23 protein-coding genes and 1 pseudogene are annotated in these 23,989 nt (G+C 71.9%); 12 read left to right on the forward strand and 12 right to left on the reverse strand.

The annotated features are described in order from the left end of the window. The first annotated feature begins 82 nt into the window (after positions 1 to 82). Positions 83 to 751, forward strand: coding sequence for a response regulator transcription factor (locus tag ACIBF8_RS08100; protein ID WP_088951539.1), 669 nt, complete (start codon positions 83 to 85; stop codon positions 749 to 751). Further along, complete coding sequence (locus ACIBF8_RS08105; protein ID WP_396781615.1) at positions 748 to 1,929, forward strand: sensor histidine kinase; 1,182 nt, start codon at positions 748 to 750, stop codon at positions 1,927 to 1,929. Before ACIBF8_RS08100 ends, ACIBF8_RS08105 begins: the two co-directional genes overlap by 4 nt. Positions 1,930 to 1,989: 60 nt before the next feature. Here ACIBF8_RS08105 and ACIBF8_RS08110 read toward each other — a convergent pair whose 3' ends face one another. Beyond that, positions 1,990 to 2,631: a TetR family transcriptional regulator gene (locus ACIBF8_RS08110; protein ID WP_396781616.1), complete on the reverse strand. Its 642-nt coding sequence runs from the start codon at positions 2,629 to 2,631 to the stop codon at positions 1,990 to 1,992. A 96-nt stretch (positions 2,632 to 2,727) separates the two neighbouring features. On the opposite strand from ACIBF8_RS08110, the gene ACIBF8_RS08115 reads away from it, so the two are divergent. Together ACIBF8_RS08115 and ACIBF8_RS08120 are read left to right on the forward strand one after the other, a co-directional pair. Continuing rightward, positions 2,728 to 4,953, forward strand: coding sequence for an MMPL family transporter (locus ACIBF8_RS08115; protein ID WP_396781617.1), 2,226 nt, complete (start codon positions 2,728 to 2,730; stop codon positions 4,951 to 4,953). Then, positions 4,946 to 5,242: pseudogene (locus ACIBF8_RS08120) on the forward strand (VOC family protein); the annotation flags it as partial. The gene ACIBF8_RS08115 and the pseudogene ACIBF8_RS08120, both read left to right, overlap by 8 nt. Before the next feature lie 64 nt (positions 5,243 to 5,306). Here ACIBF8_RS08120 and ACIBF8_RS08125 read toward each other — a convergent pair. The 5 genes from ACIBF8_RS08125 to ACIBF8_RS08145 form a co-directional block, all read right to left on the reverse strand. Beyond that, the gene (locus ACIBF8_RS08125) at positions 5,307 to 6,146 is read right to left on the reverse strand and encodes a hypothetical protein (RefSeq protein ID WP_396781618.1); all 840 of its coding nucleotides are present in this window, start codon (positions 6,144 to 6,146) and stop codon (positions 5,307 to 5,309) included. 170 nt (positions 6,147 to 6,316) lie between these two features. Further along, on the reverse strand, positions 6,317 to 8,386 hold the full coding sequence (locus ACIBF8_RS08130) for a 3-hydroxyacyl-CoA dehydrogenase NAD-binding domain-containing protein (RefSeq protein WP_396781619.1): 2,070 nt from the start codon (positions 8,384 to 8,386) through the stop codon (positions 6,317 to 6,319). Then, positions 8,383 to 9,579, reverse strand: a complete 1,197-nt coding sequence (locus ACIBF8_RS08135) for a thiolase family protein (RefSeq protein ID WP_396781620.1) — start codon at positions 9,577 to 9,579, stop codon at positions 8,383 to 8,385. Before ACIBF8_RS08135 ends, ACIBF8_RS08130 begins: the two co-directional genes overlap by 4 nt. A 271-nt stretch (positions 9,580 to 9,850) precedes the next feature. After that, positions 9,851 to 11,179, reverse strand: coding sequence for a ribonuclease D (locus ACIBF8_RS08140; protein WP_396781621.1), 1,329 nt, complete (start codon positions 11,177 to 11,179; stop codon positions 9,851 to 9,853). Positions 11,180 to 11,274: 95 nt separating this feature from the next. Next, positions 11,275 to 11,847, reverse strand: coding sequence for a DUF3000 domain-containing protein (locus tag ACIBF8_RS08145; protein WP_396781622.1), 573 nt, complete (start codon positions 11,845 to 11,847; stop codon positions 11,275 to 11,277). Positions 11,848 to 11,996: 149 nt separating this feature from the next. Between ACIBF8_RS08145 and hemE the strand changes: the two genes are divergently transcribed. From hemE to hemQ, 3 genes are read left to right on the forward strand one after another with little or no spacing between them, the layout of a single operon-like run. Then, positions 11,997 to 13,094: a uroporphyrinogen decarboxylase gene (gene hemE, locus ACIBF8_RS08150; RefSeq protein WP_396781623.1), complete on the forward strand. Its 1,098-nt coding sequence runs from the start codon at positions 11,997 to 11,999 to the stop codon at positions 13,092 to 13,094. 7 nt (positions 13,095 to 13,101) lie between these two features. After that, positions 13,102 to 14,511 carry a protoporphyrinogen oxidase gene (hemG, locus tag ACIBF8_RS08155; RefSeq protein ID WP_396781624.1) on the forward strand — a complete coding sequence of 470 codons (1,410 nt, stop codon included), beginning with the start codon at positions 13,102 to 13,104 and terminating at the stop codon, positions 14,509 to 14,511. Next, the gene (gene hemQ / locus ACIBF8_RS08160) at positions 14,508 to 15,209 is read left to right on the forward strand and encodes a hydrogen peroxide-dependent heme synthase (protein WP_396781625.1); all 702 of its coding nucleotides are present in this window, start codon (positions 14,508 to 14,510) and stop codon (positions 15,207 to 15,209) included. Before hemG ends, hemQ begins: the two co-directional genes overlap by 4 nt. 117 nt (positions 15,210 to 15,326) lie before the next feature. Here the strand turns inward: hemQ and ACIBF8_RS08165 are convergent, their stop codons facing one another. From ACIBF8_RS08165 to ACIBF8_RS08185, 5 genes are all read right to left on the reverse strand, one after another. Next, complete coding sequence (locus tag ACIBF8_RS08165) at positions 15,327 to 15,800, reverse strand: GNAT family N-acetyltransferase (RefSeq protein ID WP_396781626.1); 474 nt, start codon at positions 15,798 to 15,800, stop codon at positions 15,327 to 15,329. Positions 15,801 to 15,891: 91 nt separating this feature from the next. Then, complete coding sequence (locus tag ACIBF8_RS08170) at positions 15,892 to 16,989, reverse strand: lytic polysaccharide monooxygenase (protein WP_396781627.1); 1,098 nt, start codon at positions 16,987 to 16,989, stop codon at positions 15,892 to 15,894. 118 nt (positions 16,990 to 17,107) lie between these two features. Next, a complete protein-coding gene (locus ACIBF8_RS08175; protein WP_396781628.1) occupies positions 17,108 to 17,563 on the reverse strand; it encodes a GNAT family N-acetyltransferase in 456 nt (151 codons plus the stop codon). Between the two features lie 24 nt (positions 17,564 to 17,587). Then, on the reverse strand, positions 17,588 to 18,529 hold the full coding sequence (locus ACIBF8_RS08180) for a DMT family transporter (protein WP_396781629.1): 942 nt from the start codon (positions 18,527 to 18,529) through the stop codon (positions 17,588 to 17,590). 211 nt (positions 18,530 to 18,740) lie between these two features. After that, entirely contained in the window at positions 18,741 to 19,001 is a 261-nt protein-coding gene (locus ACIBF8_RS08185) for a hypothetical protein (protein ID WP_030488659.1), read from the reverse strand. A gap of 155 nt (positions 19,002 to 19,156) precedes the next feature. Here ACIBF8_RS08185 and ACIBF8_RS08190 point away from each other — a divergent pair, with 155 nt between their 5' ends. The 3 genes from ACIBF8_RS08190 (at position 19,157) to ACIBF8_RS08200 (ending at position 20,950) form a co-directional block, all read left to right on the forward strand. Next, a complete protein-coding gene (locus ACIBF8_RS08190; RefSeq protein WP_396781630.1) occupies positions 19,157 to 19,432 on the forward strand; it encodes a glycoside hydrolase in 276 nt (91 codons plus the stop codon). 109 nt (positions 19,433 to 19,541) lie between these two features. Continuing rightward, positions 19,542 to 20,282, forward strand: a complete 741-nt coding sequence (locus ACIBF8_RS08195; protein WP_396781631.1) for a lytic polysaccharide monooxygenase — start codon at positions 19,542 to 19,544, stop codon at positions 20,280 to 20,282. 65 nt (positions 20,283 to 20,347) lie between these two features. After that, positions 20,348 to 20,950, forward strand: coding sequence for a DUF305 domain-containing protein (locus ACIBF8_RS08200; protein WP_396781632.1), 603 nt, complete (start codon positions 20,348 to 20,350; stop codon positions 20,948 to 20,950). Positions 20,951 to 20,962: 12 nt separating this feature from the next. Here the strand turns inward: ACIBF8_RS08200 and msrB are convergent, their stop codons facing one another. Further along, positions 20,963 to 21,367: a peptide-methionine (R)-S-oxide reductase MsrB gene (gene msrB / locus ACIBF8_RS08205; RefSeq protein WP_203152073.1), complete on the reverse strand. Its 405-nt coding sequence runs from the start codon at positions 21,365 to 21,367 to the stop codon at positions 20,963 to 20,965. Between the two features lie 47 nt (positions 21,368 to 21,414). On the opposite strand from msrB, the gene ligD reads away from it, so the two are divergent. Beyond that, positions 21,415 to 22,446, forward strand: a complete 1,032-nt coding sequence (gene ligD / locus ACIBF8_RS08210) for a non-homologous end-joining DNA ligase (protein WP_396781633.1) — start codon at positions 21,415 to 21,417, stop codon at positions 22,444 to 22,446. A gap of 245 nt (positions 22,447 to 22,691) precedes the next feature. Next, a complete protein-coding gene (locus tag ACIBF8_RS08215) occupies positions 22,692 to 23,942 on the forward strand; it encodes a DUF222 domain-containing protein (protein ID WP_396781634.1) in 1,251 nt (416 codons plus the stop codon). The last annotated feature ends 47 nt before the right edge of the window (positions 23,943 to 23,989 follow it).

Below are 23,989 nucleotides of genomic sequence, written 5' to 3' on the forward strand. Positions count from 1 at the left end.
AACGCCGACCGGCGCGGGCGGAGAGGGACGATGGTTGCCGGCCGGCACTAGGTTGTCGGTGGTCAGCAGCGAGGAGGCCGGGATGCGGGTACTGGTGGTCGAGGACGAGCGCAACCTCGCCGACGCGATCGCGCGCGGGTTGCGCAAGCGGGGGATGGCCGTCGACGTGGCGTACGACGGCGACGCCGGCCACGAGGCGGCGTTCGTCACCCGCTACGACGTGGTGGTGCTCGACCGCGACCTGCCCGGCGTGCACGGCGACCAGATCTGCGCCGACCTGGCGGCCTCCGGAGCGTTGACCCGGGTGCTGATGCTCACCGCCAGCGGCACGGTGGCCGATCGGGTGGAGGGGTTGCAGCTCGGCGCGGACGACTACCTGCCCAAACCGTTCGCCTTCGACGAGTTGGTCGCCCGGGTGCAGGCACTGGGCCGGCGGGCCACCCCGGCCGCGCCGCCGGTGCTCGAACTGGCCGACCTGGTGCTGGACCCGGCCCGCCGGGTGGCCACCCGCGCCGGCGTGCCGGTGGACCTCACCAACAAGGAGTTCGGGGTGCTCAGCGAGCTGCTCAAGGCGCGCGGCGCGGTGGTCTCCAGCGAGGAGTTGCTGGAACGGGTGTGGGACGCGAACACCGACCCGTTCACCACCATCGTCCGGGTCACCGTGATGACGCTGCGCAAGAAGCTCGGCGACCCGCCGCTGATCGAGACGGTGGTCGGCGCGGGCTACCGCACCGCCGAGGTTGGCGCATGACCGGGCGGACGCGGCTGCGGCCCACCCTGCGGTTGCGGCTGACCCTGCTCAACGGCGTACTGCTGATCGGAGCCGGAGCGATCCTGGTGCTGCTGGCCTGGCTGCTGGTCCGCGACGCGTTGCGCCCCACCGACGAGTTGGTGCCCGGCACGACCGTGTTGCTCTCCGACGGCCGGGAGATGGACGCCGCCCAGTGGCAGCGGCAGTTGGTCGATGCCGCCTCCGGGGAGCTGTTGGCCAAGGGACTGGTCGCGCTGTTGGCGATCAGCGTGGTGGGGGTGGCCGGCGCGTACGCGGTGGCCGGTCGTGCGCTGCGCCCACTGCACCAGGTCACGGCGACCGCGCAGCGGCTCGGTGAGGCGACCCTGGACCAGCGGATCGGCTACTCGGGCGCCGACGATGAGGTGGCCGAGCTGGCCAAGACGTTCGACGCCATGCTGGACCGGATCGCGTCCGCGTTCGAGGCGCAGAAGCGCTTCGTGGCGAACGCCTCGCACGAGCTGCGTACCCCGCTCGCCGTGATGCGCACGGAGATCGACGTGACGCTCAGCGACGACGACGCGGACGCCGCCGAATACCGACGGATGGCGACGGTGGTTCGGGACGCCTCCGAGCGGGCCAACGGCCTGGTGGACGCACTGCTGGTGTTGGCCCGCAGCGAGGCGCAGGCCGGACGGCAGCTGGGTCGGCGTACCGAATGTGACCTCGCCACCGGCACCGCCAACGCGCTGTCGGCGATGCGCCGCGAGGTGGAACGGATCGGTCTGCGGGTGCAGACGTCGCTGGAGTCCGCGCCGGTCGTCGGCGACCCGGGGCTGCTGGACCGGCTGGCCGGGAACCTGATTGAGAACGCGGTCCGCTACAACCACCTGCACGGCCGGCTCTGGGTGCGTACCGGCACCGACGGCGACCGGTCCTGGCTGGTGGTGGGCAACACCGGCTTCGAGGTCGACCAGGCCGACGTGCCGGGACTGTTCGAGCCGTTCCGCCGTGGTGGTCGGGAACGCACTGGCGCCCGTGGTTCCGGCCTGGGGCTGTCCATCGTCCGGGCGGTCTGCGACGCGCACGGCGGAACCGTACGGGTGATCGCGCAGCCCGGCGGTGGCCTGGAGGTGACCGTCACCCTGCCGTCGGCGGACGCCCCGGCGGTGCCCGGCACGGTGTCCATCGCCGGCTGAAGCCCCGAGTGACCGGGGTTTGCCGTCGCCGAACACCCACAGGCAGCGCGGGACGGCCCGTCAGCCGAGGATCGGGGCGAGGTAGCCGCGCATGACCTTTTTGAGCTCCCGTACGAACGCGTCGCGCTCGCTTTCCTCGGCGGCCAGCACCAGCGGCACCATGGCCTGGAAGATCTGAATGAGCACCCGGGCGCTGCGCACGCGCTCGTCGGTGGGCAGTTCTGGCGCGCGGGCAGTGAGGATGCGCTCCACTCGACCCAGCAGCGCCGTTTGAATCGGTTGGGCTGCGGCCGCTAGGCCGGCTGGCATGTCGGGGCGCGCGAAGATCGCCTTGAAGCCGGGGTTGGCGAGGTTGAAGGCCAGGATCGGATCGACCACGCGATCGAGCAGCTCGTCGAGGCTGATCTTCGCGAAGTCGGCCGAGTCGAAGGCGGCAGCGTGCGTCGCTCGCATCTGCGCGACGAACCGGTCGGCGAGGGCCTGCGCGATGGCCTCCTTGTTCGGAAAGAACTGGTAGAGCGATCCCGGTGAGATCGCCGCCGCGGCGGCGATCGCGTTGGTCGTCGCTGTTTCGAAGCCGACCTGCGCGAAGACCCCGGCCGCGGCGTCGAGGATCTCGGTGATCCGCCGCTCGCCGCGCGCCTGTCGTCGCCGTGGCCGCTTCTCGTTGGCGCTCTGTTCATCGGCGCGGCCGCTCGTCATACGTCTTCCTTCTGTCCGTGGTTGAAAATACAAGCGATCGCTCGTATTCTGACCAAAGATGCGACTCTTTACTCGTAAAATTTAGCAGGAGGCCCCATGCTCGGAAGACTCGTGACAGGCCGGCCGTGGTGGGTCGTGGCGGTGAGCGTCATCGTGTTCGTCCTGGCCGGTGCCATCGGCGCGGGCACGCTCAACGTGCTGTCGCTCAACCGGTTCGAAGCGCCAGGATCGGAGTCGATGCGGGCCAGGGACGCCCTTGCAGCCGGATTCGGCACCGGCAGCCCCAATGTCGCGTTGCTGGTGACTGCACAGTCGGGGACCGTCGACAGCCCAGCGGTGGCCGCAGCCGGAAAGGCCCTCACTGCAGAGCTGGCGGCGTATCCCGGCGTGGGCGACGCCTGGTCGTACTGGACCAACGACAACTCCACAACACTGCGCAGCGACGATGCCCGCCAGGCGATGGTGCTGGCCTGGGTGCCCGGCGACGCCAACGAGGTACGGCGTTCGATACTGCCCACGCTCAGCCCGCTGTTCAACCGTTCCGACGCCACCACAAGAGTCGAAGTGGGCGGAGGCGACGAGGTGTTCCGGCAGGTCATGGGGCAGGCACGCGAGGACTTCCTACGCGCGGAGCTGGTGATCCTCCCGTTGGTCCTGGTGCTGCTGTGGTGGGTATACCGCAGGTTCTCCACCGCATTGGTCACCCTCGGCATCGGCCTGTTCGCCGTCGTCGGGTCGCTGGCCATCCTGCGCGGCGTCACCGCGTTCACCGACATCTCCACGTTCGCGTCGAACATCGCACTGGTGATGGGCATCGGCCTGGGCGTCGACTACGGGCTGTTCGTCATCTTCCGATTCCGGGAGGAACTGCGCGGCGGGACGGCGGTGCCCGACGCGGTGGCCCGTACGGTGCGCAGCGCCGGACGAACCGTCCTGTACAGCGGCGCTACCGTCGCATCCGCCCTGGCGGTGCTTTTTGCGTTCCCGTTCCCATTCCTCAGCTCGTTCGCCTACGCCGGCATCGCCGTCGTGCTTGCGGCGGTCATCGGCGCGACCATCGTGCTACCCGCGGTGCTGGCCCTGCTCGGCCGCCGGGTCCAGCGTCGGGGTCCAGTCCCGGTCGAGACCAGCAGCTTCTGGTACCGAGCGGCCACCCGCATCATGCGCCGCCCGCTGCTGCTCGGCGGAGCGGCGTTGGTGGTCCTGCTCCTGCTCGGCTCGCCCTTCCTGGGCGTGCGCTTCGGCTTGCCCGACGACCGGGTGTTGCCGAGCTCCGCGCCGGTACGCCAAATGTACGACCAGATCCGGGCAGGCTTCTCACAGGAGGAAGCAGATGCGATCCAGATCGTCTCGCCCACAGGTGACCCCGACAGCACGGGCGGTTACGCGGCAGTGCTGTCGCGCGTCGACGGGGTCGTACGGGTCGATTCGGCTGCCGGGTCCTATGCAGACGGTGGACGGATCGCGGAGCCGCCCGGCACGAGATTCACCGGCGGATCCGGCACCTGGCTATCGGTCGTGCCGTCCTCGGATCGGCTCGACGCCGACGCCACCGGCCTGGTGGGAGAGATCCGAGCGGTGTCCGCGCCCTTCGAGGTGCTCGTCGGGGGATACCCAGCCGAGCTGACCGACTACCGCGACGGCGTGACCGAGCGGCTGCCGCTGATCGCCGGCCTGATCATCGTGGTGACCTTCATCGTGCTGTTCCTGATGACGGGCAGTGTGGTGGCGCCGCTGAAGGCATCGGTGCTCAACGTGCTGAGCCTGTCGGTGATGTTCGGCGCGCTGGTCTTCATCTTCCAGAACGGCAACCTCTCCGGCCTGCTGGGCTTCACCCCAACCGGGTCGATCGAACCAAGCATCCCGATCTTGATGTTCTGCATCGCGTATGGGCTGTCCATGGACTACGAAGTCTTCCTACTGTCGCGAATCAAGGAGGAATACGACCGCACCGGTGACGCCGTAGGCTCGGTGCCACTCGGCATCGCCCGCAGCGCCCCGCTGGTCACCGCCGCCGCGGCAATCATGGCAGTGTCGTTCGCCGCCTACGCCACCGGGAAAGTCGTCTTCCTGCAACAGCTCGGTATCGGGATGGCGCTGGCAGTCATCGTGGACGCGACGCTGATCCGGGGCGTCCTGGTGCCCGCCTTCATGCGCATGGCCGGCCGGGCCAACTGGTGGGCACCGGCGCCGCTACGGCGTCTGCACCGCCGCATCGGACTGTCCGAGCAGTCCTCGTACCCGCAAGACACCATGGCCCGCAAAGAAGCTGGAGCACCCGTCGGTGACGTCGTCGCCGCCCCGGCAACACGAGAAACCTGAGATGCAACCCGTTCTCGGAGTGAGCTTCCTCGCGGTGCCCGAGGGCAAGACGGTGAAGAACCGGCTGCACCTGGACCTGCAGCCCGCCGACCGGACCAGGGCCGAGGAGGTCGAGCGACTGCTCGGCATCGGCGCGACGCTGGTCGCCGATCACGTCAACCCGACCGGCGGTGGTTGGGTGGTGCTCGCCGATCCGGAGGGCAACGAGTTCTGCGTGCTCGGCAACGCGGCCGAGCGGGCGGCGGCAGCGGCGGCGCGAGCCGCGGCGGAGGTCGCCGAACCAGCCTGACCGCCGGCATACGGCACGGGGCCCCGGCCACCCGAGGGTGGCCGGGGCCCCGGTCTGGTACGGCTCAGGACTGCTGCTCGACCTGGCCCCGGATCGTGGTGAACTCCGCCTTCGCCTGGTCGGCGGACTTGAAGTACATCACCACCATGCCCAGGCTGCCCCGGTCGGCCCAGACACAGATGCCCAGCGGCACGCTCTGGGCCTTGCCGGCGCCGCAGCGGGCCTCACCGCCGAGCGGGCCGGCGTCGACGGTAGCCATGTCGCCCACCGTCAGCTCGGTGGCGAGCCCCTTCACATAGTCGTCGAGCGCCTTCGTCGGGTCCGCCAGCAGCCCCGACACGCCGGTGATCATGACGAGGTCCTGCTTGGTCGGGTCGCCGTAGAAGGCAGCGACCGTGCTGGTCGAGCTCTGTGCCTTCGCCTTCATGCCGGCGACCGCCTGGTCGGCGGCCTGCTGCAGCTCGGGGTTGGTGAGCTTCGGCCGGCCGGCGAGGGTGGCGGGCGCGACCACGCGCGTCTTGCTGGCATCGACGACCGCGCCCACGTCGTCCTTCACGGCGAACCAGGTGATCGCCGCGCCGCCGAGGCAGAGCACCAGCACCACGGCCAGCACGATCAGCACGATCTTGCCGACGTTCGACTTCTTGGCCGGCGGCGGGCCGGCGGCGAAGTTCGGGTCACCGTACGGCTGACCCGGCTGCGCGGGCGGGAAGCCGGGCTGCTGGGGCGGGAAGCCGGGTTGCGCGGGCGGGAAGCCCGGCTGCGCGGGCGGGAAGGCACTGGGCTGCTGCGGCTGTCCCTGCTGCTGCGGCGGCGGCCAACCGCCGGGCTGCTGGCCCGGCTGCTGCGGCGGGTTGGGGGAATCGTGCGGCGGGCCGTAGGGATTGGCCGGCGGCTGGGACATCAGTCAGCTCCAAGATGGGGATGCAAAACGCGTGATCCTAACCCGGTGCGGAGTCCGCCGTTGTCCCTGCGGGAACCCGCACCCCACCGTCATCTGATCACAAACGGTCGCGGTGGCCGGCCGTCCACGAGGGACGATCCGACCACCGCGACGGTGGTGCTGCGATCTTCTCAGGCGGGCAGGCTCGCCGCCCCGCGCGGCAGGAACCGCTGGCCGGTGACCCGCTCGGAGGTGCCGGTCCGATCCAGGTACGGCGTGACGCCGCCCAGGTGGAACGGCCAGCCGGCGCCCAGGATCATGCACAGGTCGATGTCCTGCGCCTCGGCGACCACACCCTCGTCCAGCATCAGCCGGATCTCCTGCGCGAGCGCGTCGAGCGCGTTCTGCCGTACCTGCTCGGCGGTCAACGGCTGGTCACCGACGACGAGCAGGTCGGCCACCTCATCGTTGACCTGGTCGTCGACCACGATCGGTCGACCGGAGTCGGCGATCCGCTTGAGGTTCTCGCTGACCCCGTACCGGTCCGGGAACGCGGCGTGCAGGGTGCCGCCCACGTGGTACGCCACGGCCGGCCCGACCAGCTGGAGCAGGGCGAGCGGGCGCATCGGCAGGCCCAGCGGGTCCAGTGCGCTGTTCGCCACGTCCAGCGGGGTGCCGGCGTCGACGGCCGCGAAGACGGTGCCCAGGAAGCGGGTGAGCAGCCGGTTCACCACGAACGCCGGAGCGTCCTTGACCAGCACGCTCGACTTCTTGAGCTGCTTGCCCACGGCGAACGCGGTGGCGAGGGTGGCGTCGTCGGTGCGCTCACCCCGGACGATCTCCAACAGCGGCAGCACCGCCACCGGGTTGAAGAAGTGGAAGCCGACCACCCGCTCCGGGTGCTCCAGCTCGGCGGCCATCTCGGTGATCGACAACGAGCTGGTGTTGGTGGCGAGCACCGCCTCCGGGGAGACAATCTTCTCCAGCTCGGCCCAGACCTGCTTCTTGACGCCCAGGTCCTCGAAAACCGCCTCGATGACGAAATCGGCGTCCGCGAAGGCGGTCTTGTCGACCGTGCCGCTGACCAGGCCGTACAGCTTGGCGGCCGTACCCTTGTCCATCCGGCCCTTGGTGACGGCCTTCTCGATCTGGGAGTGCACGTACCCGACGCCCTTGTCCACCCGGGACTGGTCGAGGTCGGTCAGCACCACCGGCACCTGCAGGCGGCGGGCGAACAGCAACGCCAACTGGCTGGCCATCAGGCCCGCGCCGACGATGCCAACCTTCGTGATCGTGCGGGCCAGGCCCTTGTCCGGCGCGCCGGCCGGGCGCTTGGCCCGCCGCTGCACCAGGTCGAACGCGTACAGGCCGCTGCGCAGCTCCTCGGAGAAGACCAGGTCCGCGAGGGCCTCGTCCTCGGCGGCGGTGCCGGCGGCGAAGTCGCCGTCCTTCGCCGTCTCCAGCAGGTCGAGCGCCTTGTACGCGGCCGGGACCGCGCCGTGCAGCCGCTGGTTCAGCGTCTCCCGGGCGAAGTAGAGCACGCCCGCCCACATGTCCTTGTCGACCTCGGGCCGGGTCACCGTGACCTGACCCCGGACCACCCCGGCGGCCCACTCCAGGGACCGCTCCAGGAAGTCCGCCGGCTCCAACAGGATGTCCGCGATGCCCAGCTCGGCGGCCTGCTTCGGCTTGAGCATCTTGTTCTGCATGAGCGGGTTCTGGATGATCACCTGGGTCGCGGCGGGGATGCCGATCAGGTTCGGCAGCAGCTGGGTGCCGCCCCAGCCGGGCACCAGACCGAGGGACACCTCGGGCAGCGCCAGGGCCGCCGCGCCGCCGGAGAGCGTCCGGTAGTGACAGTGCAGCGCCAGCTCCAGCCCACCGCCCATCGCCGCGCCGTTGACGAACGCGAACGTGGGGACGCTGCTGTCCTTGAGGCGGGCGAAGACCCGGTGACCGAGCCGGCCGATCTCCAGCGCCTGAGCGCGGTCGGCGAGTTGCGGCAGGCCGACGATGTCCGCGCCCACGCAGAAGATGTACGGCTTGCCGGTGACCGCGATGAACGCCGGGTCCGCCGCGAGCGCGGCCGTGATCGCCTCGTCCAGGCTGGCCAGGCCACCCGGACCGAAGGTGTTCGGCTTGGTGTGGTCGAAGCCGTTGTCCAGCGTGATCAGGGCGGCGGGACGGTCCAGCCCCGGCACGTTCACCTGGCGCAGCAGTGCCCGGGTGACGACCTCGTTCGGTGCGGCGAGCGTGCTCACTTGTTGCCCTCCGTCCAGTGCGGGTTCTCCCAGATGACCGTGCCGCCCATGCCGATGCCGATGCACATGGCGGTGAGGCCGTAGCGGACCTCGGGGTGCTCGGCGAACTGGCGGGCCAGCTGGGTCATCAGCCGTACGCCGGAGGAGGCGAGGGGGTGACCGATGGCGATCGCGCCGCCCCACGGGTTGACCCGCGCGTCGTCGTCGGCGATGCCGAAGTGGTCGAGGAAGGCGAGCACCTGCACGGCGAACGCCTCGTTCAGCTCGAACAGGCCGATGTCGTCGATGCCGAGCCCGGCCAGGCGCAGCGCCTTCTCCGTCGAGGGGATCGGGCCGACGCCCATCACCTCGGGCTCGACTCCGACGAAGCCGAACGACACCAGCCGCATGGCGATCGGCAGGCCCAGCTCGCGGGCGGTGGCCTCGTCGGCCAGCAGGCTCGCGGTGGCGCCGTCGTTCAGGCCGGCCGCGTTGCCTGCGGTGACCTTGCCGTGTGGGCGGAACGGGGTCTTCAGGGTGGCCAGCTTCTCCAGCGAGGTGTCCCGCGGCGCCTCGTCGACCGTGGCGAGACCCCAGCCGCCGTCCGCGTCGCGGATGGACATCGGCACCAGGTCGTCCTGGAGCTTGCCGTTGGCGTACGCCTTGGCGGTCTTCTGCTGCGAGGCGAGCGCGAACGCGTCGGTGCGGGCCTTGGTGATGTGCGGCACCAGGTCGTGCAGGTTCTCCGCGGTGGCGCCCATGACGAGCGCGGACGGGTCGACCAGCTTCTCCGCGATGATGCGCGGGTTGGGGTCGACGCCCTCACCCATCGGGTGGCGGCCCATGTGCTCGACGCCACCGGCGATGGCGATGTCGTACGCGCCCATGGCGATGCCGCTGGCCACGGTGGTCACCGCGGTCATCGCCCCCGCGCACATCCGGTCGATGGCGAAGCCCGGAACGGTCTTGGGCAGCCCGGCCAGCAGGGCGGCGGTGCGGCCGATGGTGAGGCCCTGGTCGCCGATCTGGGTGGTGGCCGCGATGGCGACCTCCTCGACCCGCTCCGGAGGCAGCTGCGGGTTACGACGCAGCAGTTCCCGGATGCAGCGGATCACCAGGTCGTCGGCGCGGGTGTTGGCGTACATGCCACCCGCCTTGCCGAACGGGGTACGGACGCCGTCGACGAAGACGACGTCGCGAACTTCACGGGGCACTTGAGCCTCCTATTCGACCGTGCTTCGGCCTTCGCGCCGGGGTGGCACGCCGAACCGAACAGGGGTCGCCGACACGGGCACGTTTCCCTCGGATGCTACTCGCCAGTAACCACCCGCGCCCGTACCCCCCGCTGTGGCCCACCCCACACCGTCGGCGACCGCCAGCCCTCGGTCGATCATGAAGTTGTTGGCGCGACACGCGGGCCGCGATGGCAATAACTTCATGATCAACCGCAGGAGGCGGGGGTGGGGCAGGGGGTGGGGTGGGTGGTTAGGGGGTTGGGGGTTGTGGGGTCAGGGCCTCGGTGAGGTCGGGGGTGAGGAGGCCGATCTGCCACTCGCGGGCGTTGAGGCCGCGCAGGGTCTCCGCGACCGACTCCTCGGTTATTTCCTCCGGCGGGGTCCAGGCCAGTCGACGGACCGAATCCGGCGTGATCAGGTTCTCCGGCGGAAGGTTGTGCTCACCGGCGATGCGGATCACGACCTCCCGGCAACGGGCCAGCCGACCGGCCGCCACCGGATCCCGTTCGGCCCAGCGGTGCGGCGGAGGCGGGCCCTCCACGGCCGGCGAGACCGGCAGGGAATCCTCCGGCAACTCACGGGCGTCGTCCAGCGCGGCGAGCCAGGTGCGGGCCAACCGGCGGACCGACCGACCGCCGAAACCGGGCAGGGTCAGCAGGGTCTTCTCGTCCCTCGGGTCCAGTTCGGCCGCGGCGATGATCGCCGAGTCGGGCAGGACCCGACCGGGAGCGGCGTCCCGCCGGGCGGCGATCTGGTCCCGGGCGTACCACATCGAGCGGACCCGGGCCTGGGCCCGCGCCCCCCGCAGCCGGTGGATGCCCGAGGTGCGCCGCCACGGCTCCGCGCGGACCCGCGGTGGGCGAGCCCCGGTGCGGACCAGCGCGGCGAACTCCTCCGCGGCCCAGGCCGACTTGCCCTGCCGGGTCAACTCGGCGTCGAGCGCGTCGCGCAGGTCGGTGAGCAGCTCCACGTCGAGAGCGGCGTACGTCAGCCACGACTCGGGCAGCGGTCGGCTCGACCAGTCGGCCGCCGAGTGGTGCTTCTCCAGCGTGAACCCGAGGAGCTGCTCGGTGAGCGCGGCCAGCCCGACGCGTTCGAAGCCGGCCAGCCGGGCCGCCAGCTCGGTGTCGAACAGCCGGCGCGGGCGCAACCCCACCTCGGCCAGGCAGGGCAGATCCTGGCTGGCCGCGTGGAGGACCCACTCGGCCTCGCCGATCACCGCGTCCAGCGCACTGAGGTCGGGCAGCGGCAGCGGGTCGATCAGTGCCGTGCCCGCACCGGCCCGGCGCAGTTGCACCAGGTAGGCGCGCTGGCTGTAGCGGTAGCCGGAAGCCCGCTCCGCGTCCAGGGCGACCGGGCCGGTGCCCGCCGCGAAACGGGCCACGACCTCGGCAAGCTCGGCCGGAGCGGCCACCGGCTCGGGGGTGCCGTCACGCGGGGCGATCAGCGGAACGGGCCCACCGTCGGCCGGGTCGGCCCCCTCGCCCGCCGGCTGCGGCTGGGCCGACGGCGGGTGCTGGGGTGCGTGTCCCGGAAGTTCTTCGGTGGGCCGACGGCGCAGGGGTGGTTCGTCGGTCACCTGCCAACCCTAGTGCGCGCGGAGATCCGGCGGGTGCAGCCGGTCCGGCGTGTGTCGATCAGGTGTCCGCAAAGTGTCCTTCCGGATGCCGAACATCAGGCGGCGCCGGCGGGGCGGCGGTCGGAGAGGGCTGTCACGCCGGGTGGGGGGAGGCCGGCGGTGGAGGCGAGCAGTGCGCACCAGCCGAGCAGGTGCGGGGTCAGGTCGTCGTCGATCGGCGTCCAGGAGGCGCGGATCTCGATGTCGCCGATGGTGGGTGGCCCGGCCAGATCGCCGAACCGGGTCGACATGGTCTGTGTCACCGTCCCGCCGATCGCCCGGTAACCGGCGTCCTGGGCGTCCAACGCGTCGGTCAGCCACGTCCAGCCGACCCCGGGCAGCAGCGGGTCGGCGGCCAGGTCGACCTCCAACTCGGCGGTCACGTAGGTCACCAGCCGCAGGGTGCCCTGCCACGCCTCGTGCCCGGCCGGGTTGTGCAGCAGGATCAGCCGGCCGGTCGCCACCTCGTCGTCGTCGCGCAGCACGGTCGCGGAGAGCGCGAACGCGTACGGGGCCAGCCGCTGGGGAGCGCCGACCTCCTCCAGGGTGATCTCCGGCCGGGGGGCGGCCGACCGCAGCCCGGCGACCGCGCGGGCGAACGTCTCCGGGAGCGCGATCGGGGGGGCCATGTTGGCAGCCTATGCCGACGCCCGTCCCCCGCTTCGACGGCGCGCCGACGCTCACCATGGGGCCCCCGCGCCAACGCGGCGGCGCGGAACGGTGCCCTTCCTCTCACCCCCACCCGGGTGGGGGTGGCGGGCGTGGCACGATTGCGGCGATGACCACGGACACCACGGGCACTGTCGCCCGAGACGGAGATTCCCGCCCCGGCGGACCGGCCGACTCGCCCTTCATCCGGGCGTGCCGACGTCGGCCCGTCCCGCACACCCCGGTCTGGTTCATGCGCCAGGCCGGCCGCTCCCTTCCCGAGTACCGGGAGATCCGGGCGAGCGTGCCGATGCTGGAGTCCTGCCGCCGCCCGGAGCTGGTCACCGAGATCACCCTCCAGCCGGTGCGCCGACACGGCGTGGACGCGGCCATCCTGTTCAGCGACATCGTGGTGCCCGTCGCCGCCGCCGGGATCGACCTGGACATCGTGCCGGGCACCGGCCCGGTGGTCGCCGAGCCGATCCGCACCGCCGCCGACGTGCAGCGGATCCGCCCGATCACCCGCGAGGACGTCCCGTACGTCGACGAGGCCGTCCGGCAGCTCGTGGTCGAGCTGGGCGACACCCCGCTGATCGGTTTCGCCGGTGCGCCGTTCACCCTCGCGAGCTACCTGGTCGAGGGCGGGCCGTCGCGCACCCACGCGAAGACCAAGGCCCTGATGTACGGCGATCCCGAACTGTGGCACGCGCTCTGCGCCCGGCTGGCCGACGTGACGCTGGCCTTCCTGCGGGTGCAGATCGAGGCCGGCGTGTCCGCCGTGCAGCTGTTCGACTCGTGGGCCGGGGCGCTCTCCGAGGCCGACTACCGCCGTTTCGTGTTGCCGCACTCGACGGCCGTGCTGAGCGGCCTGGCGCACGCCGAGGTGCCCCGGATCCACTTCGGGGTGGGCACCGCCGAACTGCTCGGCGCGATGGGCGAGGCCGGCGCGGACGTGGTCGGCGTCGACTGGCGTACCCCGCTGGACGTGGCCACCGACCGGATCGGCCCGGACAAGGCGGTGCAGGGCAACCTGGACCCATGCGTGCTGCTCGCGCCGTGGCCGGTCGTCGAGGCCGAGGTGCGGCGCATCCTGGAGCAGGGTCGGACCGCCCCCGGGCACGTGTTCAACCTTGGCCACGGGGTGCTGCCGGAGACCGACCCGGACGTGCTGACCCGGGTGGTCGCGCTGGTGCACGAGCTCTCCAGCCGCCGGGCCGACCAGGGCTGAGAAGGCGATGCGCAAGCCCTGGCGGGTGGCGGTGGTCGGCGGCGGGATCGCCGGGCTGGCCGCCGCGGTCCGCCTGCGCGACCGCGCGCCCGCCGGCACCGAGATCACGGTGTACGAGCAGTCCGGCGCGCTGGGCGGAAAGCTGCGCACCGGGGAGCTGGCGGGTCAGCCGGTGGAGTTCGGCGCGGAGTCGTTCCTGATGCGCGACCCCACCGGAGCCGAGAGCGCGGCGGTGGCGTTGGCCCGCCGGCTCGGATTGGCCGAGAAGATCGTGCACCCCACGGTGGGGCAGGCCGCGCTCGTCATCGACGGCGGGCTGCGCCCCATCCCGGGCGGCACGCTGGTGGGCGTACCCGGGGATCTGGATCGGGTGGCCACGGTCGCCCGCCCGGCCGCGGACGCCGACGCCGACGGTGGTCGGCCGCTGGTCGGGCCGGACGCGGACGTCTCGGTGGGTGCGTTGGTCCGGTCCCGGTTCGGCAACGAGGTGGTCGAGCGACTGGTCGACCCGATGCTGGGCGGCGTGTACGCGGGCCGCGCCGACGATCTCTCCTTGGTCACCACGATGCCGGCACTGGCCCGCGCGGCCCGGGTGGAGCACACCCTGACCGGCGCGGTCCGGGCCGCACAGGCCGCCGCGCCACGCGCGCCCGGCGCCCCGGTCTTCGGCACGCTGGCCGGCGGGCTGAGCACCCTGGTCGAGGCGGCGGTGACGGCCAGCGGCGCGACGGTACGGCGGAACGCCGCCGTGCGTGAGCTGACCCCGACCGACGCCGGTTGGCGACTCACCGTCGGCCCGACCCGCGCCCCTGAGCTGATCGACGTGGACGCCGTGGTGCTGGCGGTGCCGGCCCGGCCGGCGGCGCGGCTGCTCGCCGGCCCCGCGCCGACGGTGGCGGCGGGCGTCGGCGCGTTGGACTACGCGAGCGTCGCGCTGGTCACCATGGCGTTGCCGCAACCGCGACTGCCCGAGCTGTCCGGCTTCCTGGTGCCCAGCACCGAGGGCCTGCTGATCAAGGCGGCGACCTTCTTCACCACCAAGTGGGGGCACCTGCGCCGGCCGGACGGGTTGGCCCTGGTGCGCGCCTCGGTGGGCCGGTACGGCGAGGAGGCGCACCTGCAGCGCCCGGACGCGGACCTGGCGGCTACCGTGCACCGAGAGTTGTCGGCGGTGCTCGGCACCCCGCTGCCCGCCCCGGTCGACGGGCACGTGCAGCGGTGGGGCGGGGCGCTGCCGCAGTACGCGCCGGGGCACGCCGACCGGCTCGCCGCCGCGCGGACGGCGTTGCGGGCAACGCACCCCACCCTGGTCCTCGCCGGCGCCGGCTACGACGGCGTCGGCATTCCGGTCTGCGTCCGCTCCGGCGAGACGGCGGCCGAAGAGATCATCACAGCACTGGGAGGATCGGCGAGATGACCGAGCAGACCAACGCGGCCCGGTTGCGGGAGCTGAACGACAGCATCCGCTACACCATGTGGTCGGTGTTCCGAGCCAGCTCCCCGCTGCCCTCGCTACGCGACAACGTCACCGGCGAGGTGGTGTCCCTCTTCGACGAGCTGGCCGGCAAGGACGTCGTGGTCCGGGGCGTGTACGACGTCTCCGGTCTGCGCGCCGACGCGGACGTGATGATCTGGTGGCACTCCGCGTCCAGCGACGCGCTCCAGGACGCGTACCTGCGGTTCCGCCGCACCACGCTGGGCCGGGCGCTGACCCCGGTCTGGTCGCAGATGGCCCTGCACCGGCCGGCGGAGTTCAACAAGAGCCACATCCCGGCGTTCCTGGCCGGCGAGGAGGCCCGCCCCTACCTGTGCGTCTACCCGTTCGTCCGCTCCTACGAGTGGTACCTGCTGCCCGACGCCGAGCGGCGCGAGCTGCTGGCCGAGCACGGGAAGATGGCTCGCGGCTACCCGGACGTGCGGGCCAACACGGTCGCCTCGTTCGCGCTCGGCGACTACGAGTGGATGCTCGCCTTCGAGGCCGACGAACTGCACCGGATCGTCGACCTGATGCGGGACCTGCGTGCCTCCGGCGCCCGCCGACACGTCCGGGAAGAGGTGCCGTTCTACACCGGCCGCCGTCGCTCAGTAGCCGAAATCGTCAACTGCCTGCTCTAACCCCCACCCACCCCCACCCCCACCCCCGCCCCGCGATCTTGCAGTTTCTGTCGCGACGAAAAGGGCGTAAGCCGCGTAACGACGACAGAAAGTGCAAGATCGCGGAGGTGGGGGGTGTTAGAGGGGGAGGAGCATGTCCTGTTCGGGGGCGGGCGGCAGGTTGCCGGCGATCATTCGGAAGCCGGCGCGGTGGTAGAGGGCCTTCGCCCGCGCGTTGTTCGACATCACGCTGAGCCGTAGCCCATCGGCGCCGCGCTCGCGGGCCCAGCGCGCGACCTCCTCCACCAGTCGGTCGCCGACACCCTTGCCGCGTGCGTCGGGGTGCACCCACATCGAGATCAGGTCCATCACCAGCGGGTCCGCCGTGGGTGCACCGCTCGACATCCCGATCGGACGCCCGTCCAGGAGGGCCACCACGTTGTGTGAGCCGGGGATGCTCAGCCGGTCGCGCCAGCGTTGCTCGCGGTCGCCGTCGCCCTGCCAGTCGGCGAGCCGAGAGCAGAACGCCTCCGGTGCCTCGGTCAGGGCGGCCAGTCGCAGTTGACGCCAGGTCGGCCAGTCGTCGGGGGTGAGCACCCTTATCTCGATCATGCGGGGATGGTGCCCGGACGGATCGCCGGGCACCACCGCATTTCCGCCGGCCGGCGCCGCACCCCCGCCCGGGTGCGGCGCCGGACGGGGATCAACTGGTCGTCGTACAGGAGACCAGCGGAACCGGGTTGCTGCCGTTCCACGAGCCGAGGAAACCGAACGTGGTGCTCGCTCCGGCGGCGAGTGTGCCGTTATGGCTGACGTTGCGCGCGGTGACCAGCGTGCCGTTGGTGCTGACCGTGGTGTTCCACGACGAGGTGACCTGCTGGCCGTTGTTGTAGTTCCAGCTCACCGACCAGCCTCGGGTTGGTGAACCGCCGGCGGTCACCTTCACGTCGGCCTGGAACCCACCGGACCACTGACCGGTGATCTGGTACGTCGCCGTGCAGGCACCGGCCGGCGGCGGGGTGGTCGGCGGAGGCGTGGTGGGCGGGGGAGTGGTGGGCGGCGGGGTCGTCGGAGGGGGAGTGGTGGGCGGGGTGGTCGTCCCACCGCCGAACTCGACGTCGCTGCACAGGTAGTACGACTGGTCCAGGTGGCTCGCCTGCCAGACGGTGTAGACGATGTGCCGCCCGGTGCGACCCGGCGCGCTGACCGGGATCTGGATCGAGACGCCACCGGTGTCCGGGTCCCACTGCGAGGCCGGGGTGTTGCCGATCTGGCCCGCCAACTCCAGGTTGCCCCAGCCCAGCGGCTGGGTGGTCGAGTTGAAGCCCTGCTTCGTCACGTACACCCGGATGTAGTCGGCGCCGTGACTGGCCTGGTCGAAGAAGCGGAGCCGGAAGTTGTTCGACACCGCTGTGGTCTTCCAGGCGCCGACGGTGTCCAGCGCGTTGTAGCGAGGGCTCTGGGTGCGTCCGCCGCTGCACAGCTGGCCGTCGGGGACGGCCGCCTGGTGGTTGCCCCCCACGCCCTCGCGGAACAGGCCGTTCCAGTTCCACATCGCGGCCGGGTCGGCCTGCCAGGCCTGCCAGCACATCGGGTCCTCGGTGGCCATCCGAGGGTTCTGGAAGTCACTGCCCCAGCGTTGCCAGCAGCTGTAGTTGCGCGATGCCGGATCGACGACCGACCCGTGCGCCGAGGCGGGCTGGGTCAGGATGGTGGTGAGCGCGGCCGTCAAGAGAAGCGTGGTGGCCGCGACGATGGCGAACAGCCAGAGCACGTGTCGTGGTCGAGTGAGCGTGGACATGGAGCCCCCGGGGGGATGAGGTCGGACGTCGACACCCGGATTGCCGGGAGTTGCCCACTCCCGTGCCTAATCGCTGGCTCCCGCGATGGCTCTACCCGGCACCATGCCAGCCGGATTGTCAGCCGTCAATTGCCTCTCGGCGCATCGGCGTGTGCGGGATGCCGTCCTCGACGTACTCGGGGCCGCTGACCGCGAAGCCGTGCCGGGCGTAGAACGCCACGAGGTGCGACTGGGCGTCCAGCACGCAGGGCCGGTTGCCCACCACCTCCAGCGCCGCGGTCATCAGCCGGCCGGCGTGGCCACCGCCGCGCGCCGTCGGGGCCACCACCACCCGACCGATCCGGGCCGTGCCGTCCGGGTCGGCCAGGATCCGCAGGTACGCCAGCGGCGCGCCGCCGTCGGTCAGCCAGAGATGCCGGGTGCCGGGCTCCACGTCCCGCCCGTCGAGTTCCGGGTACGGGCAGTGCTGCTCCACCACGAACACGTCGATGCGCAACTTGAGGAGGTCGTGGAAGGTGCGGGCGTTCAGGTCGGCGAAGGAGGCTGTCCGGATCTCGGTGGTCTGCTGGGGCATCCACCGATGGTAGGTCGGTCGGGTTCACCTGCCGTCCGCCCGGTCCGGCGCGAGGTAGGTGGCGGCCACGGCGGTGAGCAGCAGGACGCCGCCCCCGATCACCGGCAGCGGGAGCGGCTCGTGCAGCAGCGCCACCGCCAGCGCGGCGGCGGTGAGCGGTTCGAGCAGGGTCAGCACGGCCGCGACGCTGCCCGGGGTGGTGCGCAGCCCGGCGTAGAACAACGCGTACGCGACCGCGGTGGTGACCACGCCGAGGTGCAGCAGCAGGGCCACGGTGTCCAGGCGCACCGCCACGCTGACCCCGGCGACCAGCGCGAACGGTGCCAGGGTCAGCGCGCCGACCACGGTGGAGATGGTGGTCAGCGTCATCGGAGTGGTGCGCTGCGACACCTGCCGGCTGAGCAGGGTGGTCACCGCGTACCCGAGGCCGGAGCCGGCCGCCGCGAGCAGGCCGAGCAGTGGGGCGGGCGCCGCTGCGCCGGGGTGCTCGGTGGCGGCGGTGATCAGGACGAGGCCGGCCACCGCCGCGACCAGCGTGGCGAGTCGCAGCGGGCCGGGGAGCCGACGGGCGTGTACCGACTCCCAGGCCGCGGCGAGCACCGGGGCCAGCCCCAGACTGACGATGGTGGCCACGCTGACGCCCGCCCAGGCCACGGCGGCGAAGTAGAGCGCTTGGTAGAGGCCGAGTCCGACGCCGGTGAGCAGCAGCGTTACGGGTGCGGCGCGCAGGGCGGCCACGACTGTGCGCAGTCGGCCGGCGGTGCACGCCAGCAGCACGAGCGCGGCGATGGCGAGGCGGTGGAAGCCGATGCTCACCGGGCTGAGCCCGGTGCCCTCGCGCAGGAGTTGCACCGCCACGCCGGTGGTGCCCCACAGCACGCCGGTGACGGTGATCTGGATCAGGCCGCTGCGGGCGGCGAGGCTGGCGGCCGGGGCGGCCGGCAGCGCGGTGCGGGTGGTGGACACGGAAGCGCTCCGAAGGGTGAGCCGTTGACGGGGACGACGTCGACGGAGCGCGTACGGCGAAGTGGCCGAGCCGGGTCAGGTCACCCGGTCGGCGAGAGGCGCGGCGCTCCGGTCAGGAGCGCGGCGGGGGCAGGACGCCCAGGAATGGCCGCATGGCGACGACCGTACCGCAGATCGGCGGTCTGGCCGGGGCGCGGCCGGACCGGCGTGGTCAGGCCGGGCGGGCGCCGACGGCGTCGCGGATCTCGGCGCCCACCGTGCCCTCGACGGCGCGGGCGCAGTGTGCGCAGCAGAAGAACCGTCCGTTGACCTCGACGCCGTGCCCGACGATCTTGACCTGGCAGTGCTCGCAGATGGGTGCCATCCGGTGGATCGCGCACTCGAACGAGTCGAAGGTGTGCACGTCGCCGCTGACGGTGTGCACCTCGAACGCCATCCAGTAGTCGTTGCCGCAGACCTCGCAGGTTGCCACCGAAAACCTCCATTAAGTGGACAAGTACCTACAGAATCCCCCAGGCCGCGACGACGCGCGGCGGAACGTCGCTGCCTGCACGCCTCGGCGGCGTGTCGGCGTCGGCGTGTTGCCCGTTATGCCAGGTGAACCGCCGCAAACCCCGGAGGATCACCGTGATCAAGCGCAACAGGCTCTTCGGCAACCAGACCCGGGTCACCTTCTGCCTGCCCCGCGACGTCCCGCCCGGCCCGGTGAGCGTCGTCGGCTCCTTCAACGGCTGGCAGCCGGGCCGGCACGAGTTGGTGGCGCGCCGCGACGGGACGCGGACGGTGACCGTGAAGCTGCCGCCGGGGGAGTACCGCTTCCGGTACCTCGGCACCGGCGGGGTCTGGTTGGACGATGATTCGGCCGACCAGGTGGACGACCGGGGCAGCCTGCTCCGGCTCTGAGGAAGAAAACTGCCACCATCGATGGATTTATCGATGGGAGTCTTTACTGTTAACAATGTTTAAATTACTTTGAGGGGCACCTCCCGCACCTGGAAAAGGAGCTGCCTCGATGCGTCGAAGAATCACCATCCCGCTGGTGGCGGCGGGCGCTGTCGCCGCCACCCTCACCGTCGCCGCCCCCGCGCAGGCGCACGGCTACGTCTCCGCCCCGCCGAGCCGGCAGGCGCTCTGCGCGCAGGGCCGGGTGCCCGACTGCGGGCAGATCAAGTACGAGCCGCAGAGCGTCGAGGGGCCCAAGGGCCTGCGCAGCTGCAACGCCGGCATCGCCCAGTTCGCCGTCCTCAACGACGACAGTCGAGGCTGGCCGGCCACCTCGGTGGGCAGCTCGCTGACCTTCACGTGGGTGAACACCGCCCGGCACGCCACCAGCAACTGGGAGTACTGGATCGGCAACACCCGGGTCGGCGTGGTCAACGGCAACGGCCAGCAGCCGGGCGCCACCGTGTCGCACAACGTCAATCTCGGCGGCTTCTCCGGCCGGCAGAAGATCCTCGCGGTGTGGAACATCTCCGACACGGCGAACGCCTTCTACTCCTGCATCGACGTGCAGATCGGCGGCGGCGGGTCGAATCCGACCCCCACCCCGACCACCTCACCCACCCCACGGCCCACCCCGACCGCCACCCCGACCACCCCGCCCGCCACCGGCGGCACGTGGACGACGGGCCGGGCGTACCAGGTCGGCGACCAGGTCACCTACGGCGGAGCGACGTACCGCTGCCGGCAGGCGCACACCGCGATCCCGGGCTGGGAGCCCCCGAACGTGCCGGCGCTCTGGCTTCAGGTCTGACCGCACGGGTGTGGCCGGTGGCCGCACCCGTGTGTCGCCGCTCTCGCGTGAACGGAGCAACCGGCATGCCCCGCCGTACCCCGCTGGCGTTCCTCGTCGTCGCGCTGCTGCTCACCGGCGCCTGCGCCGGATCGCCCACGTCGAGCCCGTCGGCCCTGCCGCAGCCAGCCCCCGCGTCCCCGGCCGGCTCGGCGGCGGCCGGGGACGCGGCGTCCCCGGCCGACGGGGACGCGATGAGTGGGATCGACGTGGTGTTCCTGAGCACGATGGTCGGGCACAGCGAACGCACCCTGCAGATCGTCCGGCTCTCCCGGGACCGGGTGCGCGAAGACGCACTGCGCACCCTGGCCGCCGCGATCGAGGCGACCGAGGCCGACGAACTGGCCGCGATGCGCGGCTGGCTGCCCACGACCGGGCCGGGCGCCAGCGCGGCCGCACACCACCACGACGGGCACGGCGACGACGCCGCGCTCGACCGGCTGCGCACCGCGCCGGCCGGGGACGTCGACCGCGTGCTGCGCGAGGTGCTCGCCGAGCACCAGCAAGCCGCGGCCGACCTGGCCCGAGCCCAGGTCGACGTCGGCCGCAACGAGCGGGTCCGCGACCTGGCCCGGCGGATCGAGCAGTCCCGGACCGCCGAGGTCGACCTACTCAGGGGTACGCCCTGAGCGGCTCTCTGGTCAGCGAGGTTCCAGCCGGACCGAGATCGAGTTGACGCAGTGCCGGGTGTCCTTCGGGGTGAAGCCCTCGCCGTGGAAGACGTGCCCGAGGTGACTGTCGCAGCGGGCGCAGCGGATCTCCGTACGCGCCATGCCGAGACTGCGGTCCTCGATCTCCTTGACCCGGCCCGGGATGGCGTCGTCGAAGCTCGGCCAACCGCAGTGCGAGTCGAACTTCGTGTCACTGGAGAAGAGCTCCAGCCCGCAGGCGCGACAGTGGTAGACCCCCTGGGTCTTGGTGTCCACGTACTCGCCGGTCCACGGGCGTTCGGTGCCGGCTTCCCGCAGGACGTGGAACTCCTCGGGGGTCAACCGGACCCGCCACTCGTCCTCGGTCTTCGGCAGCTCATTGTCGTCAAGACTCACCCGTCAACGGTACGTCGAACGTCGGAGGCGTGGCATATGGTCGCGAGATGGCGGGCACCAAGGCAGCTGTCACCGAGGTCGAGGTGGCCGGGCACAGCGTACGGCTGAGCAGTCCGGACCGGGTGATCTTCCCCCAGCGGGGCTTCACCAAGGCGGACGTCTTCCACTACTACCTGGCCGTCGGCGACGGGATCATGCGCGCCCTGCGGGACCGGCCCACCACGCTGCAACGCTTCCCCGAGGGCGTCGAGGGTGAGGCGTTCTTCCAGAAGCGGGTGCCCACCCGAGGGGTGCCGCCCTGGGTGACGACCGCCGAGATCACCTTCCCGAGCGGCCGCAACGCCGCCGAGCTCTGCCCGGCCGACCTGGCCCACGTGGCCTGGGCGGCGCAGATGGGCACCATCGTGTTCCACCCGTGGCCGGTGCGCGCCACCGACGTCGACCAGCCCGACGAGCTGCGCATCGACCTGGACCCGCAGCCCGGCACCGACTTCGCCGACGCGGCGCGGGCCGCCGGTGAGGTCCGCGCGCTCCTCGACGAGTTGGGTGTGCCCGGTTGGCCGAAGACCTCCGGCGGTCGGGGCGTGCACGTCTACCTGCGCATCCAGCCCCGCTGGACGTTCACCGAGGTGCGCCGGGCCACCATCGCGCTGGCCCGGGAGGTGGAGCGCCGCAACCCTGATCTGGTCACCACCGCCTGGTGGAAGGAGGAGCGCGGCAGGCGGGTCTTCGTCGACTTCAACCAGATGGCCCGAGACCGGACGATCGCCTGCGCATACTCCCTGCGGGCCAACGCGCGGGCCACCGTCTCGACCCCGGTCACCTGGGACGAGCTTCCCGACGTCGACCCGGACGACTTCGATTTGCGTACCGTGCCGGCCCGGCTCGCCGAGCGGGGTGATCCGCACGCCGGCATCGACGACGCACCGTGGGACATCACCCCGTTGCTGGAGTGGGCCGAGCGCGACGCCGCCGCCGGGCAGGGCGACCTGCCGTACCCGCCGGACCATCCGAAGATGCCCGGCGAGCCCAAGCGGGTGCAGCCCAGCCGCGCCAAGCGCACCCCAGCGAGCCCGTGACCGACCCGCTGCGTCACGGGCGCGGCTGAGCCGTGCAGGCCAGGAACCTGTCGAACAGCTCCCGTGGGTCGGGGTTGAGCTTGAGCAGGTCGGCTGTCGCGTCGAAGAGTTGACAAGCCATGTAGATCGACTTGGTTGGTGTGGCGGAGATCCGGGCGATGCTCGGGAACGTGTCGCGGCGGTGTGACCCGTGCGTCGTTGCGCGGCGGGCGGAAGTTGTCGTACACCTGTTCTAGAATTTGCTTGTGATCGATGAGTTGGCGCGGGCGGAGAGTGCGGTGGCGACCTGCGCCGATGCCCCGGCCTGGGCCCTCTCCGAGCACGATCTGATCGCGGTGCTCGATGCCACGCACCGGTTGCAGCAGCGGCTGACGGCGGTGCAGTTGGCCGCGGTCCGCGAGTTGGACGGTCGGGGCACCGCGGTCGCGCAGGGCGCGTCCTCGACGGCGGTGTGGTTGCGTCACCGCCTGCGCCTCGACGTCTCCGCCGCTCGTCGGCTGGTCGATCTCGCGGCCTCGGTCGACGTGGCCCCGCCCGCCGTGCGGGCGGCCCTGGCGGCTGGGCTGGTCAGCGCGGAGCAGGCCCGGGTCATCGCCGACACGGCCGCCACGGTGTCGACCTGGGCGGGCGCCGAGGTGGCCGACAAGGCCGTCGGTGTGCTGACGGAGTGGGCCGGGCAGTTCGACCCCACCCTGCTGCGCCGGATGGGCACCCGGATTCTCGACCACGTCGCCCCTGACCTCGCCGACGCCGCCGATGCGGCGGCCCTGGCCGCCGAGGCCGCTCGGGCTGCCCGCGACCGGCACGTCACCATCTCCGAGCAGACCGGCGGGCATTTGCGGCTCAGCGGTGTCCTGGATGCGGAAGCCGCAGCGCTGTTGCGCGCCGTCATCGACCCGCTCAGCGCACCGACCGGCCCCGACGACAGCCGTTGCGCCGGGCAGCGTCGCCACGACGCGCTCGCCGATGTGTGCCGGCTCGCCCTGCGCGCCGGCGAACTGCCCGAGAACGGCGGCGACCCGGCCCAGATTGTCGTCACCGTCGACTACGACGGGCTGACCCGGCAGTTGGGTGCCGGCGCCCTCGACATCGGCCTGCGGCTCACCCCGGACACGGTGCGCCGACTCGCCTGCGACGCCGCCGTCCTGCCGGCCGTGCTCGGCGGCGCGGGCCAGGTCCTCGACGTCGGCCGGCAACGCCGCCTGATCACCGGTCCGCTGCGACGAGCCCTGGTGCTCCGCGACGGCGGGTGCGCCTTCCCCGGCTGCGACCGGCCGCCGCGCTGGTGCGCCGCCCACCACATCCTGCACTGGGCCGACGGGGGCCCGACCAGCCTCGACAACGCGGTGCTGCTCTGCGGCCACCACCACCGACACGTCCACCAGACCGAGTGGATGGTCCGCCTCGGTGACGACGGGCATCCGGAGTTCGTGCCGCCGGCCTGGCTCGACCCCGAGCGGGTCCCGCGCCGCAATCGCTACCACCGACGGACGTAGGCGGACAGCGGCTGAGGGTGTGGGGCGGGCCTTCGGATGGTCTGCCG

The sequence above is a fragment of the Micromonospora sp. NPDC050276 genome (assembly GCF_044459545.1).
Taxonomy (GTDB): domain Bacteria; phylum Actinomycetota; class Actinomycetes; order Mycobacteriales; family Micromonosporaceae; genus Micromonospora.